The organism is Flavobacterium longum (assembly GCF_965137575.1).
Classification (GTDB): Bacteria; Bacteroidota; Bacteroidia; order Flavobacteriales; family Flavobacteriaceae; genus Flavobacterium; species Flavobacterium longum.
Genome location: NZ_CBCRZJ010000005.1, coordinates 114566 through 134371 on the forward strand (window position 1 = coordinate 114566; position 19806 = coordinate 134371).

The following is a 19806-nucleotide window of genomic DNA, read 5'->3' on the forward strand; positions in this document are numbered from 1 at the left end:
CCCCCAAAATTAAATCATCAATCTGGAAAAGGCTGTTTGCGCAGCCTTTTTTATATTTGCGCATGTTTAAGCTCCTTGCACGTCTCAACAAATTGATCCTGCCCTCGTTAACCAAGCGCGGGCTCGATGTGAGCAAAGCGAAAAAGTGGCAACTGGCGCTCATCGCCTGGCGGTATTATGTCACCGCCCGCGCACTCGATGAAAAATAATGTAAATTTTTCTTGCTTCCAATTCATCTAAAACCCTATATTTGCACCCGCATTAAGGCCTCGTGGCGCAACTGAATAGCGCATCTGATTACGGCTCAGAAGGTTACTGGTTTGAATCCAGTCGAGGTCACTTAAGGATGGAAAGCCTGCACGGAAGTGCGGGCTTTTTCTATTTAAAGTCCGATGTCGAGCTTGCTCGTAAATTCGGACTTTAAATAGAAAAAGCGATTCGATTGCAAATCGAATCAGGCTTTACATGTAGACTACGGAGCTTTACTGGATGTCGCGCCCAGCGAAATCCAGTCGATAATCCCAATGACGCTGCTTCGTGTAATAGAAAGAGGTTCCAATCCAAACGGCTTTACACGTAGACTACGGAGCTTTACTGGATGTCGCGCCAGCGAAATCCAGTCGATAATCCCAATGACGCTGCTTCGTGTAATAGAAAGAGGCTCCAATCCAAACGGCTTTACATGTAGACTACGGAGCTTTACTGGCTGTCACGCCCAGCGAAATCCAGTCGAATCACAATCACGAGCTCTTGCCCTCTGTCCGAAACTTTTTCTAAACCACGAATACACGAATTATTTTTCCCTTTGTGAAATCCGGGACATTCATGGTGATGGAAATACATTGTCGCTAAACGATTGCCCGCGTGAGGGATGGAAACGATATCCTTTCGCGAGGCCACGAGCGAAAGATTTAGTGGACAGCCCGGCCCGCAGGGACACGCCCAACCAAAAAGCCTTTTATTAACAAGCCCCGAACGCCGTTTAACCATTAATTAATAGGGATTCACAAGCGGGCGTTAAATGTCTCTAAAGGAAACGCCAAAGAGGTGCGGCAACTGCTGGTGTGTACCTACCTTTGACGCATACTAATAAACACAACTACTATGAAGAAGATCATCTTATTGCTGTGCGCCATCTTTACATTTGGCCTGGCATCCGGCCAAACCGATACGCGTCAGAAGAAAGACAAAACAAAGGTAGAATTGCAGAAAAAACAGCAGGACAGCCTTGATAAAGTTCAAAAGGATAAACAACGTATTGACGGAAGGGCAAAATCAGGTACAACCAACACCAACAATTCTACGGATTCGGTAGGAACAGTTCGGCCAAATGACGTACCTGACCATGGTGCCAATAGCCGTGACAACAGTAGGCAAAGTCAATACAACAAGAAGTCTGGTAGCTCGGGAACGACTACTACGACGCCAACTACTCCGAGCCCGTAAGGGTTCACAATTTGGTTTTATTTTGTTTTGGTGGAAAGGTTTGGGAAGTCCGTTTTCCCAAACCTTTTTTTATTGGTAGGTATTCGTGTCGTTCGGATTGATGATGGCGTAAATGACCGTATCCAGGAACTTACCTTGCCAGAACTCATTTTCGCGAAGATGCGCTTCCTTGACGAAGCCATTTTTTTCAAGGACACGTGCGGACGCGATGTTTTCGGGGTCGATGATGGCTTCTATGGAATGTAATTTCATTTCGTTGAATCCATATTGCACGACACGTTCGATCGCTTCGGAGACAATGCCTTTGCCTTGGAATTCCGGCAGCAGCATGTACCCGATTTCGGCACGGTAGTTTTCGAATTCCACGCGGAAATTCCCGATGATGCCAATGAAATCATCGTTCCCTTTTAAGGTGATTGCCCAATTGATGCCGGCATTGGCCTCAATTTTCTCGTCGATGAGCGCAATGTGCGCCAGGGCATCGTCAAGGGTTTGCGCCAACGGACGCGGCACGTACCGCATGGTTTCGGGGTCGGAACGCAGCGCAAACACAGCCGGCGCGTCGTTTTTGGTGATGCGCCGCAAAACCAATCGGTCGGTTTCCAGAACGGGAAATGGGCTAAAATTCAGGGTAAGCATGGCGTAAATCGTTTACAGTCAGGGTAAAAAAACGGCCTTTTTCTTGGCCGGTTCATTTATTTCTTTAATTTTATCGTCCCACAAATCTTAAAACCTACTATTATGAATGCCCATTTTGAACAGATCGAAAAGGAATCCATCCACTCCTTGCACTTCCCGACTGCCGATGTATTGAACGACCGGGAAGCCATTTCACAACGCAATTCAGACCTCAACCGCGCGCTTGCCTTAGGCAATCTTGAGCACGGAAAAACACGTATTTTCTTTGAGGACAATCAATCCAAGAAAGTGGTAGAAACCACCATTTGGGGTGTCACCGACAATGCCATTATCTTAAAGAAAGGTGTCGGGATTCCCATCAACAGGATCTACACGGCCAGTTGACCGGCGTAAGACGCGATGTCACGGCTTTTGTCTGCGATGTCGCGTCTTTTGATTATTCGAGCGCGAAAGTAATCGGGTAATTGTACAGGCAACGAACGGGCTTTCCGGCCACTTGCGCGGGTATCCATTTTTCTTGGAACAACGCCAATACGCGTGATGCTTCTGTTTTCATGGCTTCGAGGGCTTTGGCTTCGGCGGCTTTTTCTTCCTCGGTCTGGATTTTTACCGTTTCGGACGGAATCATTTCCTTGGCCGTGACGTAAAATGCTTTGCGGTCTGTCATGCTGCCGTCCGGTTCAATGATAAAACTCGTGAATACGGTGACTTTCTTGTTCTTGAGTTCCGGAAATTGGAAGTTATCGGCCACGAACATCCTGAGCGTGTACATGCCTTTGGCCAAATCCGGCTTGGTATCTACATCTGGCGTACGCCAAACTTTATCATCCTGGGCTACGGCATTCAACGCGCAAAAGAACGCCAATACAATGAGTATTTTTTTCATCGGGTAATGCAAAACATTGGAATTGCCGAAGATAGAAATATTTTTTTGTTGCGCGTTAACTTTCCTAGAATTTCCAAAAGCATAAAACAAAAACGCGAACGACAAGTGAAACCTTACCGTTCGCGTATTTGCTAATGTTTACAGCATTCTTACATCCTGGCGTGGACGCCTTCCTTGATTTCCTCTACCATTTTACGGTTGAAGGCAGGCAAATCCTGCGGCGAACGGCTCGTCACCAAACCCTGATCGACGACCACTTCTGCATCGGTCCAGATGGCGCCGGCATTCTCCAAATCTTTCCTGATGGATTGGTAAGACGTCATTTCGCGGCCTGAAACCACATCTGCATTGATCAACGTCCACGGCCCGTGACAAATGGCTGCTACTGGTTTCTTCTCGTCGAAAAATGCCTTGACGAACGCCACGGCATCTTCGTTAACACGTAATAAATCCGGGTTGATCACGCCACCGGGCAACACAAGTGCGTCGTAATCTGACGCATTGGCTTCAGAAACGGTGCGATCCACGACAACCGAATCGCCCCAATTTCCATCTTTCCAAGACTTAATTTCGCCTGTCTTCAAGCTCACGACCTCTGCCGTCCAGCCTTCGTTTTCCAATGTTTCCTTTGGCGAAAGCAATTCGCTCTGTTCAAATCCGTCGGTGGCCAAAATGGCGATTCTCTTTTCCATGTCTGTGGTTTTTAAGGTTATTACATAAAGTTACCCTTCAAAATCGCGACGCGCTGCCAAGGCAATATTAAAGTTTCGGCAAGGTTTTGTTAAGTGGGGCGTTCCGGCGGATCCAACTATGCCAATCCGCCGATACGCCATTTCCGCCGTCGGGCTGTCCGTTACAATCTTTTTTGGTGGCCTCGATATACGGCTACCGCCGCACTCGGCCGGCCAAAAAAGGATTTATACTTCCATCCCTAACGCAACGAAAATCTTCATCAACCCAGCAATTCGAACAAACAAGTGAACCAACAACCAAAAAAAAAGCCCACAAAACGTGGGCTTCCTATCTAATCCTATTTCTTACTGCGCCAATTCCGCCTGGTTCCGGAACACGAGTTGTCGGTCAAAACTATCCAGCAAAATGATGCTGTCCGTCGTGATTTTCCCGGCCAGGATTTCCTTCGACAGCTGGTTCAACACCTCGCGCTGGATGACACGTTTCACCGGACGCGCGCCAAATTGCGGGTCATAGCCTTTCTCGGCCAGGTAGTCAATCGCTTCCGGCGTGGCGTCAAGCGTGATGTGCTGCTGCGCCAACATCTTGGTCACAGACTTGAGTTGCAAGCCGACGATTTGCTTGATGTTTGCATCGGTCAGTGGTGTAAACATGACGATTTCGTCTATCCTGTTGATGAACTCCGGCCTAACCGTTTGCTTGAGCAAGCCCAAAACTTCGTTTTTCGCTGCTTCCGTTGCCGCTTCAACGCCGCCTTTTAAGTTTTCGAATTTTTCCTGAATGATGGCGCTACCCATGTTCGACGTCATGATGATGATCGTATTCTTGAAGTCCGCCAGACGGCCTTTGTTGTCGGTCAAACGGCCTTCGTCGAGCACTTGCAACAAAATGTTGAACGTGTCCGGATGCGCTTTTTCAATCTCATCCAACAGTACAACGGAATACGGTTTCCTGCGTACCGCCTCAGTGAGTTGGCCTCCTTCATCGTAACCTACGTAGCCCGGAGGCGCGCCCACCAAACGGCTCACACTGTGGCGTTCTTGGTATTCACTCATGTCAATGCGCGTCATGGCGTTTTCATCGTCGAATAAATATTCGGCCAGCGCCTTGGCCAGCTCCGTTTTGCCGACGCCCGTTGTTCCGAGGAATAAGAACGATCCAATCGGTTTCTTGACATCCTGCAATCCGGCGCGGCTACGGCGTACGGCATCCGAAATGGCTTCGATGGCTTCCTCCTGCCCGACCACGCGTTTGTGGAGTTCCTCTTCCAGATGCAGCAGTTTTTCTCGTTCGCCCTGCAGCATTTTCATCACTGGGATGCCGGTCCATTTGGCTACGACCTCGGCAATATCTTCACGGGTGACTTCTTCCTTGATCAACGACTTGCCAGCTTGATTTTCGGCGAGTTGTTGCTGCAGCATGTCTAGCTTTTCCTGCGCTTCCTTGATTTTTCCGTACCGGATTTCGGCCACTTTCCCGTAGTCGCCATCGCGTTCGGCACGCTCGGCTTCAAGCTTGAAATTTTCAATATCGGTCTTGACGTTCTGGATATTGTCCACGACATCTTTCTCAGACTTCCATTTGGCGAAAATCTCGTTGCGCTCTTCCTTCAGGTTTGCAAGTTCCAGCCCTAACGTCTTGAGTTTGCTTTCGTCGTTTTCACGTTTGATGGCCGCGATTTCGATTTCCAATTGCATGATACGACGGTCCAGTACGTCCAATTCCTCGGGTTTGGAGTTGATTTCCATCCGGAGTTTAGAAGCCGCCTCGTCCATCAGGTCAATCGCCTTATCGGGAAGAAATCGGCTGGTGATGTACCGTTGCGACAGTTCCACGGCGGCAATGATCGCGTCGTCCTTGATGCGTACTTTGTGGTGTGTCTCGTATTTTTCCTTGATGCCGCGCAGGATCGAAATCGCGCTTTCGGTATCAGGCTCGTCCACCAGTACTTTCTGGAAACGACGTTCGAGCGCTTTGTCTTTTTCGAAATATTTTTGGTATTCGTCGAGCGTCGTGGCACCAATGGCGCGCAATTCCCCGCGGGCCAATGCCGGTTTGAGGATGTTTGCGGCATCCATCGCACCTTCGCCACCGCCCGCTCCAACCAGCGTGTGGATTTCGTCAATAAATAAAACGATGTCGCCTTCGGATGTCGTCACTTCCTTCACCACTGATTTGAGGCGTTCCTCGAATTCTCCTTTGTATTTCGCCCCGGCAATGAGCGCGCCCATGTCCAGCGAATAAATGATTTTATCCTTGAGGTTCTCCGGTACGTCGCCGTCCACGATGCGGTGCGCCAAACCTTCCGCAATGGCGGTTTTACCAACGCCCGGCTCGCCCACCAGCATGGGGTTGTTCTTGGTGCGCCGCGTCAGGATCTGCAACACGCGCCTGATTTCCTCGTCGCGGCCAATGACCGGATCGAGCTTGCCGTTGCGCGCCAATTCATTGAGGTTTTTGGCGTACTTGGACAACGAATTATAGGTTTCTTCCGCAGAAGCCGACGTCACGCGTTCGCCTTTCCGCAAATCCTGGATGGCCGTCATCAGACCTTTTTCGGTGACACCTTGGTCTTTCAGTATCTGGGCGACCTTACTCGACGATTTGAAGATTGCCAGCACCAAATGCTCAATCGAGACGAATTCATCGTTCATTTTCTTGGCAACGATACTCGCTTCGTTCAAAGTTTTTGCGGCTTCACGGGAAAATTGCAGATCGCCACCGGAGACTCTTGGGAAACTATTGATGGTACTGTCCAACACTTGCTTAAACAGCGGCACGTTGACGTTGAGTTTCTTGAGCAGGAACGGCGCAACGCTTTCGTCGACCTCGAAAATCGATTGCATCAAGTGCTCGTTCTCGATCTGCTGCTGGCCGAGGCTTTGCGCGAGCTGTTGGGCGTGCTGCAAAGCTTCCTGCGACTTGATTGTAAAATTGTTGATGTTCATTTTAAAATAAGTTTTTCAGTTTTGGGGATTTGATTGTGTAATTTTGCGGCGGGCCAGTCAATTAACATTCCAACGGAAAACCGCTGACGGAATGGCGGATTGCCCGTAACTTTCACAGACAAAATGTCTTAAAACATGACGAAATGGGGATTTTCGATAAACTTTTGGGGAATAATAAAGGTACGATGGAATCTGCGATACCCTGGATAAATTTAACAGATAAAGCGCAGTTGGCAGACTTGGCGTTGGTTTCCGCAGCCCAACCGGTACTGATCTTTAAGCATTCCACGCGTTGTGGCATCAGCCGGATGGTATTGAAGCAATTCGAGAAAGAATATAATTTTGACGAAAGCCAACTCCAACCCTATTTTCTGGACTTATTGAACCATCGGGACATCTCGAACGCCATCGCCGAGCGGTTTTCGGTTGTACATGAGTCGCCGCAAATCCTGGTCATCAAGAGCGAGAAATGCGTTTTCGACGCGTCGCACCACGAAATCGACGCGATTGCCCTGCAAGACAAAATATAAAACCACGAACTCACAGGCAATTCGTGAATTCGTGGCTTAGTTAATTTTGAAAAGACTATCGCCTGAACTTGTTCCTCTGGATGATGTCCTTGATTTTGGCCTTCAGGTCTTCGCCTGTGTCATACACCATTTGCTCGCTGCTCGGGAACGGTACGGCGCGGTGCTCGAAAAACTGATGGTATTCCTGTTCCACCGCACGCTTGTCGCCGCGGCATCGGGCATAAATGTTCTCGAAGACAAACTCACTCGTGATGGGGAAAGTCTGGATCAATTGGTTGGTCCGCAAATCGAGATAATCCACTTTGGCTGTTACCTGGCAGGATTTGAACTGCCTTACTTCCAAGACCGTGGCCGTTACGTGACGCACATCGTCAATCATAATGGCGTTGCCCAGACTGTCCCGGACGACATTTCCGTTGCGGTCCAGCTTTTTCTTTTTCCCGACAACGATGTCTTTTTCGCGTGAAAACTCTTTCTCTCGGAGTTGTTCCGGCGAGACATTGATTTGCCTGAACCCAATCATCATCGCATAATCATAATTAATGTTTTTCTGTTTGGTGCTGTGGTAGGCCGTCCATTTGTCGTTGAGCCCGAACGTACTGAAATCAAGCAAATCGCCTTCAAGACGGTACGGAATCATGACGTTGCTTTCGTTCTCGGTATAAACGTGCACATAATCGGTTCCTTTGGCGAGCGCTTCCTGCATAAGGTTGGACACGTCTTTATAACCGGGATTGATGGTGTTGAGATAGACCAAATCGTCATATGCGCGCCGCACGATCATCTTGTCCGGGTTTTTCATAAGCGACTTGGTATTGTCGTAAAGGAATTTGGAAAGGGCGTTCTTGCTGCTCACGATCTGGTCTGAATAATCGTCGAATGCGAAGTTGGCGTTGCGGTTTTCGTTGAGCAGTTTCAACGGCAACAGTGGCTTGATTTGCTCTTGCCTGCGGTTGAGTTTCAGATAGGTTTCATAAATCTGCTCGTAGTTTTGGGGATTTCCTTCCTTCACCCAAAGCGCGATGGCGGAAAGGTCGCGTTCCTTGGCCTTGGCAAAGGCTTCCTCGAGCAGGTAAATGTGTTCTTGTTTGCGTTTCGCGTCTTTGTTGTTTCGGAGTTTGTCTGTGGCGATGGCGATAGTCTCGTCGTAATTGCCGGAAGAGAGTTCGCTTTGGGCTTGCTTGACACCGCTGCAACCAGCGATGACCAATAGCAAAAGGACGGCGGAAGTAATTTTGTTCATGGTGGAAAGTGTTTACGTACGGTTCAGCCTTGCGGCATCGGGTACAAAGATAGTTTTCCGGCCGCAACCAAGCAATGTGCCAAAGAAAAAGCCCCGTACTATTCGGGGCTTTATTTTATTTTCCGGAGAATGGCGGCAGCAATTTGTTGCATACTTCGCCAAATCCGATGCGTACTTTTTCGTTTTCGCACCAACCTTTGATGCTTACCGTATCGCCGTCGTTGATGAAACGCCTTTCTGTGCCGTCACTCATCTTGATTGGATTCTTGCCGCCCCAGGTAAGCTCCAGCATCGAGCCGAAACTTTCAGGCGTTGGCCCGGAAATCGTCCCCGAGCCCATCATGTCGCCAGAATTGATGCGGCATCCGTTGGAAGCATGGTGCGCCAACTGCTGGCTCATGCTCCAGTATAAATACTTCGCGTTCGATCTTGATACGACTGTGGGCGCGGCGTTTTCGGGTTCGATGGAAACTTCAAGATGTATGTCGTAGGCTTGTTTTCCTTTGATCTGCAGATAAGGCAGCGGCATCGGTTCCTGCTTTGGTCCTTTGGTCTTAAAGGGTTCGAGAGCGTCCATCGTTACGATCCAGGGTGAAATGGCCGTCGCAAAATTTTTGGCCAGGAACGGCCCGAGCGGTACATATTCCCATTTCTGGATGTCGCGCGCACTCCAGTCGTTCATCAACACCATACCGAAAATATAATCGGCGGCTTCGTGTACGGGAATGTTCTCGCCCATGATGTTGGCATCGGTGGTGATGAACGCCGTCTCCAATTCGAAATCGATGAGTTGCGAAGGCCCGAATACCGGCGTCTTTTGTCCGTTCGGCAAGGTTTGTCCCATTGGCCTGTGGATGGAAATGCCCGACGGAATAATCGTCGAACTGCGCCCATGATAACCCACGGGAATATGCAGCCAATTCGGAAGCAAAGCATTTTCTGGGTCGCGGAACATTTTCCCGACGTTGGTCGCGTGTTCCTTGCTGGAATAAAAATCAGTATAGTCTCCAATCATCACGGGCAATTGCATTTCCACTTCGTCCATCTTGAAGATGACGATTTCGCGGTGCGATGCATTGTCGCGGAGTTGCGGGTTGCGCTCATCGAAAATATCAGCGATGCGGTTGCGCACCAAACGCCACGTCTTTTTGCCGTCCGAAATAAAATCGTTCAGCGTGTCCTGCATGAACATGTCGTCGGTGAGTTCGATGCCATCAAAATAGTTGAGTTGCTGCAACGCGCCAAGATCGATGGCATAGTCGCCGATGCGCGTACCGATGGTGATCACATCGTCTTTGGTGAGGAAAACCCCGAACGGGATATTCTGTATCGGAAAATCGCTGTCATTTGAGACATCGAGCCATGATTTTCGGCTGGAATTATTGGCGGTTATCGGCATTTTCTAGGATTGGATTTTTTTGGTTTGAATGGTGTCCAAATATAAAATTAACATTCGTTGTACAAAACGTTTTTCGTATTTTTGACAGCAATTTAACGAAAAAACCACATGCGACGCGACGAACAAATCTTCGACCTGATCCTTGACGAACAAGACAGGCAAATCCACGGACTTGAACTTATTGCCTCTGAGAATTTTGTGAGCGACGGCGTGCTCGAGGCTGCCGGTTCGGTACTCACGAACAAATACGCCGAGGGTTATCCCGGCAAGCGTTATTATGGCGGATGCGAAGTCGTTGACATCGTCGAACAGATCGCGATTGACCGTGCCAAGGCGCTGTTCGGTGCCGAGTACGTCAACGTCCAGCCACATTCTGGTTCTCAGGCCAACACGGCCGTTTACGCCGCTTGTTTGAAACCCGGCGATAAAATCCTTGGGTTCGATTTGTCGCACGGCGGACATTTGACGCATGGTTCACCGGTGAATTTCTCCGGAAAACTCTACCAACCCGTTTTTTACGGCGTGGATAAGGAAACCGGACGTATCGATTACGACAAAGTTCAGGAAGTGGCCACCAAAGAACGTCCGAAATTGATTATTGCGGGTGCGTCGGCCTATTCGCGTGACATGGATTTCAAGCGTTTCCGCGAAATTGCAGACAGCGTCGATGCGATATTGATGGCCGATATCTCGCACCCAGCAGGACTAATTGCCAAAGGATTGCTCAACGACCCGATTCCGCATTGCCATATCGTCACGACAACCACGCACAAAACCCTTCGAGGACCGCGCGGCGGCATGATCATGATGGGCAAGGATTTCCCGAACCCGTTTGGCCAGCTCACCCCGAAAGGCGAAGTGAAAATGATGTCAAACTTGTTGGACATGGCCGTTTTTCCGGGCAACCAGGGCGGCCCGCTCATGCACATCATCGCAGCGAAAGCGGTGGCGTTCGGTGAATGCTTGTCCGACGAGTTTTTCCGTTATGCCATGCAGGTGCAAAAAAATGCGACCGCGATGGCCGAGGCTTTCGTGAAACGCGATTACAATATCATTTCCGGCGGCACGGACAACCACATGATGTTGATTGACCTGCGCAACAAAGGCATTTCGGGCAAAGAAGCCGAAAACGCATTGGTGAAAGCCGAAATCACCGTAAACAAAAACATGGTGCCTTTTGACGACAAATCACCGTTTGTTACCTCGGGCATCCGCGTAGGAACGGCCGCGATTACCACACGCGGTTTGGTGGAGTCGGACATGGATACGGTTGTGGAATACATTGACCGTGTGTTGATGAACATCAACGACGAAGCCGTGATTGAATCGGTCGGGGAAGCGGTTTTTGAGATGATGAGTGAACGGGCAATTTTTGTGTTCTAAAAAAGAGCTGAACATCACATGAAATAGCCTGTAGCCTAAAACGCTACAGGTTTTTTTATGCAAATGACCATCGATTTGTAACGATTTCCTGTTTGCGTAAACTTATCGTCATCAATCATCAATCAATGCACATCAGACTTTTCAATCTACTGGTCGCACTCTGGCTGTTACCGGCCTTTGCGATGGCCCAGTCGGGCACCATTAATGGACAAGTTAAGTTTCCGACGACGACGGAAACCGTGCTCGTACAATTGTTATCGGCCGATGGCGCCAACTTGGTCAAGACACAGCTCAGCGAAACCAACGGAAGTTTCCGTTTCCTGAATGTGGCCGATGGCGATTATCTCATTGCGATAGACGACGCTGGATTCGTCCCGTACAAGAGCGACTTAATCCGCCTGTCGGGGCAAACCGAGGTCAAAGTTCCCGAAATCGCATTGCAACCTACCGTCAACCAACTGGGTGAAGTGGTTGTCGAGAAGAAAAAACCGATGGTGGAAAATAAAATCGACAAAACCGTCGTCAACGTGGATGCGATGATTACGGCAGCCGGCGGCGATGCGATGGATGTCCTGGAAAAATCACCCGGCATCGTCGTCGATCAAAACGGTACGATTACCTACAAAGGAAAGTCGGGCGTTGCCGTGTTCATCGACGACAAGCCGACGTACCTTTCGGGCGCCGATCTTGAAGCCTACCTGAAATCTCTTCCCGCCAGCACGCTCAACCAAATCGAACTCATGACCAATCCACCGGCGAAATACGATGCGGCCGGCAGCGCGGGCGTGATCAACATCGTAACGCGGAAATCCAAGGCGCGCGGTTTCAACGGCAGCGTTTCGGCGCGCGCTTCATTGGGAAAACGCCCGAACACGCGTGAAGGCATTAACATCAACTACCTTAACGACAATGTGCGGATTTTCGGGAACATCGGCTATGCACACAACCAAAATAAAAACGACCTCTACATTTACCGTCGTTTCCGCAATCAAGATGGTACCACGCAGAGTTACTTTGACCAATACAGCGACCTGACGGGGAAGGCCAATGCCGTCAACGCTTTGGCCGGGCTTGATTACTATGCCACCGAAAACACCACGTTCGGGGTGAATATCAACGGCGTTTCGCGTGCGCGCAGTACGGTGTCGGACGTGGGAAGCACCATCAGCGATGCCAACCGCGTGCTTGACTCGACCATCATTGCCAACAATACCGTCCGAAGCCGATTTAGCAATGTAGGCGCGAACCTGAATTTCCGCCACAATCTCAAGAAAGGCAAAATCACTGCCGATGCAGATTATCTCAGTTACATCAGCAAAGCCGACCAACGCTTCCGGAATTTCATCTACCAGCCCGACCAATCCTTGAGCGGACAAGATGAATCTACCGGCTACCTTCCGTCGGATATTGATATTTATTCGTTCAAGACCGACTATTCGCAGCCGATAAAAAACGATGGCCTTATTGAAACCGGATACAAAGTGAGCGTGTCGAAAACGGACAATACCGCCGATTACCGCAACATTGCGGGCGGCATCGAAACGCCTGATTACGACTTGAGCAACCATTTCAAATACGATGAAATCATCCAGGCCGGCTATGTGAACTTCAACACCAGCTACGGACGTTGGACACTCCAAACCGGGCTTCGATTGGAACATACGACATCGAAAGGCCACCAGTTGGGCAATCCGGAAAAGCCTGAATCCCGCTTTACCAAAAAATACACAAATCTCTTCCCTACGGTCTATGTTCAGTATAAGCTCGACTCCATCGGCGATCATTCATTGGTAACGTCGTATGGCAGACGCATCAACCGGCCGTATTACGAAGACCTCAATCCTTTCGTCAGCCCACTGGATAAGTTTACGTTTTACGCCGGCAACCCTTACCTGAACCCTTCGTTTTCGCAGAACTACGAACTATCCTATCGGTACAAAGGCTATTTTTCGACGACGTTGAGCTACAGCCATTCAAAAGACGATATCAACGAAACCATCGAAATCACCGATGGCGTATACTACAGCCGCCCAGGCAACATAGGCAGAAGCCGCTACTACAGCTGGAACATGAACGCACAAATCCCGTTCGCGAAATGGCTGACGACAAATCTCTACACCGAAATCACGCGCGGTGAATATGAGAGTAAATTGTACACCGAATCACTGAATGCGGCCGGTAACTGGTGGTATATTTCGGTCAACAACCAAATCAAGATTTCAAAAGATTGGACCGCGGAAGCCTCCGGATTTTATCAGACGGAAGTCGTCTCTACGCAGTTTGTGTTGGGCGACATCGGTCAAATCAGCGTGGGCATCCAGAAAAAAATCATGGACGGCAAAGCCAGCGTCAAATTGTCGGGCAACGATATTTTCTATTCCGGGATCCGCACGGGCACCATCAACAACCTGAGGCTTACCGACGCCAGTTGGGTCAACAAACCCGACAGCCGATTCGTCGCACTGACCTTCACCTACAGTTTCGGAAAGTCTTTCCAACCCAAAGACCAGCACGATGCCAGCGGAGCCGAAAGCGAGAAAAACCGCGTAAAGGAAAATTAATTTGTACTTTTGAAGCACGAAAAAAGCCGTTTATGTCAACCTTCAGACTGCAATTGCCGACCGACCCGCGCTGGGTCAACATCGTGGAAAGCAACATCGAGGAAATCCTGACCGACCATGCCTGGTGCGAACAAAAAGCCGCCACGAACGCCATTACGCTGGTCACGGTCAACAACGAATATCCAGATTTGGTCGCCGACATGCTGGCGCTGGCCAAGGAAGAATTGGAACATTTTGAAATGGTACATCAGATCATCCAGCAACGCGGGCTGAAACTAGGCCGTGAGCGCAAGGATGAATACGTGGGCGAACTGGCGCAGTACATGAAGCAAAATTCTAATGGCACCCGCGAATCGGGTTTGGTGGAACGGTTGCTTTTTTCGGCGATGATTGAAGCCCGTAGCTGCGAGCGTTTCAAAGTATTGTCTGAAAACATCAAAGATCCGGAACTGGCCAAATTTTATCGCGAACTCATGGAAAGCGAAGCCAACCATTACACGACGTTTATCGGTTACGCCAGAAAATACGGCAAAAACATCGATGTGGAAAAACGCTGGCGCGAATGGCTGGATTTCGAGGCGTCGGTCATTGCAAAATACGGCACGCGGGAAACCATTCACGGTTAATTTCCGATGGAAACCGCAACCGAAAAGTTCACCCATGAAGACTACATGGCGCTCGATGCGCTCGTGGACAGAAACCAGCGCTGGACATGGAAAATGGTCAAGTACGCCGCCATATTCTTTGGGTTTCCGCTTTTCGTACCGATTGGCATTTTGGATATGTGCAGCCGGTCGTCGCGGCCGTTGGAACGCCAGTCGCCATTTTTGTTCTTTGAGTTCGGGGCAATGAACGTGCTGTTGTTTATCGTGTTGCCCGTCGCCACCATTATTTTCCTCCTTTACTTATTGTGGTTGAAAGTGCCGCTGATGAAGCGCGACTTGCGGGACGAAAACAAAATCATCGTCGAGATAAAAGTGGCGGAAGTCAACGAACTGCAAGGACAGGAAAAGAAAGACCTGTGGATGTTCTCGCACAAAATCCGCTTTGAACCAAATCTGTACGGCTATGATGAAGAGATTTTCCAAAGCCGTGAAAAGCCCCATTTCCTTACTGCAAAAGCATTCCGGATACATTTGACCGCGCATGCCAGGGCCGAATTGAGAAGAGAAACCATCAGCGAATGAATGACATGATCCAAATCAAAGAAGTCCAGCCCAACGAACTCAACATTATCCAGGACATCGCCCGACGCACTTGGCCGGTAACCTACGGCGACATCTTGAGTGCGGAACAAATCGCGTACATGCTGGAGCGCTTCTACTCGACCGAATCGTTGAACGCCAATCTGGACGACGGCCATCATTTCCTGCTCGCCAGAGAAAACGATGAAATGCTGGGTTTTGCATCGTTTGTCCACGATCAGCCGGAGAAATCCACCACTAAAATCCCGAAGATTTACGTCCTTCCGCAGACGCAGGGCAAAGGCATCGGCCAGAAACTGATGGAAACCATCGAACACCAAGCCCGCCAACACGGCGCGAAAAAACTGACCCTGAACGTCAATCGGTTCAACAAGGCGCTCACTTTCTACCAGCATCTGGGTTTCGAAATCGTGGCCAAAACCGACATCAACATTGGCCGTGGCTATTTGATGGAAGACTACATCATGGAAAAACCGTTGCGTTAATCCGAGACGACAATCCCGTAGGTCTCGAGCAATCCTTTGACATTCCCGATGGCGAACATCGCGCGTTTGATCTTGTTCCTTTCCGGATCGATGGAAAAATTCGACGCCGTGCGGAAATCGGCCTTTTCCAAAACCGTCTGGCTGAATACCGCTTTGTAGAGATCGCAATGGTCGAAGATGGCTTCGGTCAAATCGGCTTTCATGAAATCTACGGCAATCATGCTGCAGGAAATGAACGACATGCAGCGCACTTTCAATGTGTAGAATTTGCTGAAATCGAGTACGCAATGGGAAAAGTGCATTTCGAAGATGAGTTTGTCGCACATCGAAAAGTTGATGTCCTGCATGAGGCAATGCTCAAAATGGACCGTACGGAAAGCCACGTGATTGATTTTCGCGCCCGTAAAAGTGCAGTCCTTGAAATGGCAATCGATGAATGTTACCCCGATGAAATTGCAGGCCGAAAAGTCACACCGATCAAAAATGCAACGCTCGAACTCTTTCAGGTTCAAGTCTTCGCGGCTGTATTGGATTCCTTTGAATTCCTGTTGGAGAATGTATGCGCCCATCGGTGTAAAAATACGCTTTTCCCCATGGATATTTTGTAAAGAAATGTCGATGCCAAACCGTACATTTACGGCGACAAACCGCTTCCATGACCGAATCTGAACAACAGGAATCCATCACCAAAGGATTTTTCGGAAAAAACCCTGCGTTGAAAATCAGGGAATTCAACCTGTACTTGCTCGTGCGCTTTGGTGTTATTTTCGGACTGAACCTGCAATCGACAATTATTTATTACTGGGTCTATCATGTCACGACAGACAAGTTGGCGCTGGGCTTTGTCGGGCTTGCCGAAGTGATTCCGGCCATTTCGTGTTCGCTGTTCTCAGGCCATGTCGTGGACCATAACGAAAAACGGAAAATGGTGTTGTGGTGCGTATTGGGCTACATCGTCATTTCGGCGGCGCTATTTTTCCTGGCCTTGCCGCGCGTGCAACAATCCTTGGAATTCAAAGTTTTGCTCTGCATCATTTACGTGCTCGTCTTTTTGGGCGGCGTGTTGCGCGCCTTTTACAGCCCATCGATGTTTGCGCTGTTTGGGCTTGTCGTGCCGCGGCATCATTATCCGAACGCGACGAGTTGGAGCAGCATGTCGTGGCAATTCGGTGCCGTGCTCGGACCATTGGCAGCGGGTTTCCTGATTGCGCTGGTCGGGATTGATTACGGACTGTTCGCGGTGGTCATCCTATTGCTGATTCTCTTGGTGCCGTTGCTGGCCATCGGTATAAAACCGATTTTAAAGAAAGAAAAAGAACCGGTGCTGAAAAGCGTCACCGAAGGACTGAAATTCGTCTGGAAAACCCCGGCTTTACTTGGCGCTCAATGCCTGGATATGTTTTCGGTGCTGTTCGGCGGCGCGGTGGCATTGCTGCCCGTGTATCAAAAGGAAATCCTGCAGGTCAACGAAATGGGCTTCGGGATATTGCGCGCTGCGCCCGGTGTTGGCGCACTGATCACTTTAGGCCTGCTCGCATTTTTGCCGTTGAAGACCAACCCGGGGAAGAAATTGTTCGCATGCGTGGCCGGTTTTGCCATTTCAATCATCATCTTCGGCATATCGAAAAACTTCTACCTTTCTGTACTGATGTTACTATTTTCAGGGATGTTCGATGCGGTGAGCGTGGTGATCCGAAGTACGATCCTGCAATTGGTTACACCGGATGCCATGCGCGGCCGTGTGGCCGCCGTAAATACGATGTTCGTGAGTTCTTCCAATGAGTTGGGCGACTTTGAGAGCGGTGTCATGGCGCATTGGCTCGGAACCGTCCGTGCCGTTGTAACCGGCGGTTTCATTACGCTGGGCGTCGTGGCTTTCACTTTCTTCAAGGCACCGCAGTTGCGCAATTTCAGCTTCGACGACAAGGAAAAGGAATAAAAAAACCGCCATCTTTTGGATGGCGGCTCTCGTCCGAATCTTTAATTTTAAAACACAAACTTAAATCCGAATGATAATGGGGAAGTCAGGTTTGGCATGCTACCGCCAAGGGCATCAACGTAAACCGGATCTACTGTTGCTACGTGGGCTACCGAAAAGTTATTTACGGTTGTTTTATCGCCGCTATCTGGTTTCAATGTGGTCGAAGTAAAGTTGGCCAAGTCATAAGAGAATTCCACTGAGAAATTCTTGGTCACGAAAAAGTCAAAGCCACCAGACATGGATACACCGAACTGCGTTACTTTAAGATCGCTCTCTTTTTCTTTGCCCGACATAATCGGAGCGGCCACCTGACCAAAGAAATAGAAGTTTCCTGCGATGTTCCAATATTTCCTTACGAGTGGTTCAACAACGAGGATTCCGGTATTTGCTGCAGTTCCTGCGTCGCTGTCAGACTTGATGTTCACATAACCCACACCTGCACCAACGGCAACCGAAGGCGTAACAAAAGTACCTACGATTGGAATGACAGACATATTGGTATGTTTGACATCGGCGGTTTTGCTTTGTTGGTAACCAAACTGAGAAGTGGCAAACCATGCGCCTTCAAGGCCTTTGCTTTCTTTTTCCTGCGCTTGTCCTACAAAGCTTAAAAGTGATAAACCTGCAATCAATAAAATTTTTTTCATTTTTGGTTTGGATTTAAAATTACAGGTCAAAACTAAGACTAACAACCGTTAGTTAAAGTGACAAATGTCAGCATCCGGATTTTATTTTAGCCGTATAAAATAAAAGCCGTCCTAAAAAAGACGGCTTTAGATAAAAATCTATTGGAAATGTTATTGCACGGCGGCCAAAGCATTGATGTTGCCATAGCCGTACTCCGCATTCCGGTTCGGGTAACTGCTACCGGATCTCCGCAACTTGTCCAGGACTTGGGCGCGCGTCCAGGTCGGGTTTTTTGCCCAAACCAGCGCTGCAATACCCGCCGTGGTCGCCGTGGCTACGGAGGAACCGCCAACATAATCTGTCTCATTGTTGTAATAGCTGAGCACCGGCGAGGTGTTTCCGGTGCCGGCGCGTTGCATCACGACCGTGAATTCGATTTTGCTTCCGCTGTGGCAATCGTCGCATTTTTGCAGGGTTGTAGCTTCCTTAACACCGGTCACCGCTACCGCTTCAGCCATCGATGCCGGAAAAATCACCCCGACGAAATTCGTGAAACTTGTTGATGTACCGCCTGCACAGAAAATCAACTTTCCTTTATTATAAGCGTATTTTACACCGTCCGAAATCTTGCCGACGGAGAATATATGGCCCATAGACATGGAAATGATTTTTACCGATGCGTTATTGCCCAAAGCCGTGAAGGCGTTCTTGACGCCATTTTGTTCGTGATAACCATCCAAAACAACATTGGAAGCCGCCCGGTACGTTAACAGATTTGCATTGTACGCTACACCAACCGGCATTCCGTTGTCATTCCGTGGTGCCGCAGCCGCCGACGCCATGCTTGTTCCGTGACCGCAGCCGTCATTCGGGCCATCGGTTCCGGTTGACCAAGGCCAGATCGAGTCTACATAGGCACCGAATTTCTGAAGCGTCCGCCCGGAAGAATAGCCGTCGTTAAAACTGCTGCCGAGCAAAGTCTGCTCCGGCGACAATCCCGTATCGACGATGCCGATCGTAACACCGGCGCCCGTGCTGTAATTCCAAGCTGTCGGAATATTGTGTTGGTACAAACTCCAACCTGCTTTCGCATTTGGGGCGATGGTCGTGTAATCTGCGGCAGCGAGCGCAACGGCGTCATAGCCACAGCCCGACCCCGAACTGACCGAACTAGAGGTTTCCGACAGATCGCCAGGTTTCATCATGCCATTGCCAACCGAGAAATAACGGTAGTCGCCGGGTTCGATGTAGCGGATGTTCTTTTTCTTGAGCAATCCCAAAATCGTTTCCTGTTTTTCAATAACGACATCCACGGTGTTGAGAAACGGATCGGACTCGATGAGAATGGCCTTGCGGTCTGCGCCTTCGGATGCCGCGATGAAATCGAGCAGGTCATTTTCGGTTTGCGTGGCGCGTGGCGATTTGGCGCGCTCAAAATCGTTGGCTGATGCGCCAAACCCGATGGAAACGATATGGTTGCCATGCATGGTCGCGCTCCACAACTCGTATCCTGAAAATTGTTTCCAATTGAAACTGCCTTTGGTCTGGATGGCATTGTCGATCCTGTTGTTGATTTCCTGTGCGGAAAGTGGCTGGCGTTGCGCCGTCGGAATCACGATGTCATCGTCGAAAGACTCATCACGCGAACAAGATGCGAAAACCAGCAAGGCAATGGCCGAAAGCTGAAGAAGTTTTTTTGACATGATGTTTTTAGGTGTTAAGGTTAGCAAGACTAAAATAATAAATTAAGCTTCTGCAAATCAACAACGTATAAATAGTT

19 protein-coding genes and 1 tRNA gene are annotated in these 19806 nt (G+C 49.3%); 11 read left to right on the plus strand and 9 right to left on the minus strand.

Going from position 1 to position 19806, the window contains the following annotated elements; translation table 11 throughout:
- Positions 1-62 precede the first annotated feature (62 nt).
- The 3 genes from ACM9J1_RS10085 to ACM9J1_RS10095 all read left to right on the plus strand — a co-directional run bounded on the left by ACM9J1_RS10085 (position 63) and on the right by ACM9J1_RS10095 (position 1446).
- A complete protein-coding gene (locus ACM9J1_RS10085) occupies positions 63-209 on the plus strand; it encodes an SsrA-binding protein (protein ID WP_415581914.1) in 147 nt (48 codons plus the stop codon).
- Between the two features lie 56 nt (positions 210-265).
- Positions 266-339, plus strand: a tRNA-Arg gene (locus ACM9J1_RS10090).
- 765 nt (positions 340-1104) lie between these two features.
- Positions 1105-1446 carry a hypothetical protein gene (locus ACM9J1_RS10095; RefSeq protein ID WP_415581915.1) on the plus strand — a complete coding sequence of 114 codons (342 nt, stop codon included), beginning with the start codon at positions 1105-1107 and terminating at the stop codon, positions 1444-1446.
- A gap of 69 nt (positions 1447-1515) precedes the next feature.
- Here the strand turns inward: ACM9J1_RS10095 and ACM9J1_RS10100 are convergent, their stop codons facing one another.
- Positions 1516-2085, minus strand: a complete 570-nt coding sequence (locus tag ACM9J1_RS10100; protein WP_415581916.1) for a GNAT family N-acetyltransferase — start codon at positions 2083-2085, stop codon at positions 1516-1518.
- A 102-nt stretch (positions 2086-2187) separates the two neighbouring features.
- On the opposite strand from ACM9J1_RS10100, the gene ACM9J1_RS10105 reads away from it, so the two are divergent.
- Positions 2188-2469 carry a hypothetical protein gene (locus tag ACM9J1_RS10105; protein WP_415581917.1) on the plus strand — a complete coding sequence of 94 codons (282 nt, stop codon included), beginning with the start codon at positions 2188-2190 and terminating at the stop codon, positions 2467-2469.
- 52 nt (positions 2470-2521) lie between these two features.
- On the opposite strand, the gene ACM9J1_RS10110 is transcribed toward ACM9J1_RS10105, so the two are convergent.
- The 3 genes from ACM9J1_RS10110 to clpB form a co-directional block, all read right to left on the minus strand.
- Complete coding sequence (locus ACM9J1_RS10110; protein ID WP_415581918.1) at positions 2522-2971, minus strand: hypothetical protein; 450 nt, start codon at positions 2969-2971, stop codon at positions 2522-2524.
- 149 nt (positions 2972-3120) lie between these two features.
- Entirely contained in the window at positions 3121-3663 is a 543-nt protein-coding gene (locus ACM9J1_RS10115) for a type 1 glutamine amidotransferase domain-containing protein (RefSeq protein ID WP_415581919.1), read from the minus strand.
- 345 nt (positions 3664-4008) lie between these two features.
- Positions 4009-6612 (minus strand): ATP-dependent chaperone ClpB, encoded by a 2604-nt coding sequence (gene clpB, locus ACM9J1_RS10120; RefSeq protein WP_415581920.1) that lies wholly within the window; start codon positions 6610-6612, stop codon positions 4009-4011.
- A gap of 143 nt (positions 6613-6755) precedes the next feature.
- Here clpB and ytxJ point away from each other — a divergent pair, with 143 nt between their 5' ends.
- Positions 6756-7142, plus strand: coding sequence for a bacillithiol system redox-active protein YtxJ (ytxJ, locus tag ACM9J1_RS10125; protein WP_415581921.1), 387 nt, complete (start codon positions 6756-6758; stop codon positions 7140-7142).
- Positions 7143-7197: 55 nt separating this feature from the next.
- On the opposite strand, the gene ACM9J1_RS10130 is transcribed toward ytxJ, so the two are convergent.
- Both ACM9J1_RS10130 and fahA read right to left on the minus strand, forming a co-directional pair.
- On the minus strand, positions 7198-8385 hold the full coding sequence (locus ACM9J1_RS10130) for a hypothetical protein (protein ID WP_415581922.1): 1188 nt from the start codon (positions 8383-8385) through the stop codon (positions 7198-7200).
- Positions 8386-8500: 115 nt separating this feature from the next.
- Positions 8501-9784, minus strand: a complete 1284-nt coding sequence (gene fahA, locus ACM9J1_RS10135) for a fumarylacetoacetase (protein ID WP_415581923.1) — start codon at positions 9782-9784, stop codon at positions 8501-8503.
- Positions 9785-9892: 108 nt separating this feature from the next.
- Here fahA and glyA point away from each other — a divergent pair, with 108 nt between their 5' ends.
- From glyA to ACM9J1_RS10160, 5 genes are all read left to right on the plus strand, one after another.
- Positions 9893-11167 (plus strand): serine hydroxymethyltransferase, encoded by a 1275-nt coding sequence (gene glyA / locus ACM9J1_RS10140; RefSeq protein WP_415581924.1) that lies wholly within the window; start codon positions 9893-9895, stop codon positions 11165-11167.
- A gap of 125 nt (positions 11168-11292) precedes the next feature.
- Positions 11293-13728: an outer membrane beta-barrel protein gene (locus ACM9J1_RS10145; RefSeq protein WP_415581925.1), complete on the plus strand. Its 2436-nt coding sequence runs from the start codon at positions 11293-11295 to the stop codon at positions 13726-13728.
- 32 nt (positions 13729-13760) lie between these two features.
- The gene (locus ACM9J1_RS10150) at positions 13761-14354 is read left to right on the plus strand and encodes a MiaE family protein (RefSeq protein ID WP_415581926.1); all 594 of its coding nucleotides are present in this window, start codon (positions 13761-13763) and stop codon (positions 14352-14354) included.
- Positions 14355-14360: 6 nt separating this feature from the next.
- The gene (locus ACM9J1_RS10155; protein ID WP_415581927.1) at positions 14361-14915 is read left to right on the plus strand and encodes a hypothetical protein; all 555 of its coding nucleotides are present in this window, start codon (positions 14361-14363) and stop codon (positions 14913-14915) included.
- Positions 14912-15418, plus strand: coding sequence for a GNAT family N-acetyltransferase (locus tag ACM9J1_RS10160; RefSeq protein WP_415581928.1), 507 nt, complete (start codon positions 14912-14914; stop codon positions 15416-15418). Before ACM9J1_RS10155 ends, ACM9J1_RS10160 begins: the two co-directional genes overlap by 4 nt.
- Here the strand turns inward: ACM9J1_RS10160 and ACM9J1_RS10165 are convergent.
- Positions 15415-15987 carry a pentapeptide repeat-containing protein gene (locus ACM9J1_RS10165; RefSeq protein WP_415581929.1) on the minus strand — a complete coding sequence of 191 codons (573 nt, stop codon included), beginning with the start codon at positions 15985-15987 and terminating at the stop codon, positions 15415-15417. The two genes, ACM9J1_RS10160 and ACM9J1_RS10165, sit on opposite strands and share 4 nt — an antisense overlap.
- Positions 15988-16073: 86 nt before the next feature.
- On the opposite strand from ACM9J1_RS10165, the gene ACM9J1_RS10170 reads away from it, so the two are divergent.
- The gene (locus ACM9J1_RS10170; protein WP_415581930.1) at positions 16074-17357 is read left to right on the plus strand and encodes an MFS transporter; all 1284 of its coding nucleotides are present in this window, start codon (positions 16074-16076) and stop codon (positions 17355-17357) included.
- A 47-nt stretch (positions 17358-17404) separates the two neighbouring features.
- On the opposite strand, the gene ACM9J1_RS10175 is transcribed toward ACM9J1_RS10170, so the two are convergent.
- Positions 17405-18046, minus strand: coding sequence for a hypothetical protein (locus tag ACM9J1_RS10175; protein WP_415581931.1), 642 nt, complete (start codon positions 18044-18046; stop codon positions 17405-17407).
- Between the two features lie 150 nt (positions 18047-18196).
- Positions 18197-19729: a S8 family peptidase gene (locus tag ACM9J1_RS10180; protein WP_415581932.1), complete on the minus strand. Its 1533-nt coding sequence runs from the start codon at positions 19727-19729 to the stop codon at positions 18197-18199.
- Positions 19730-19806: the final 77 nt, after the last annotated feature.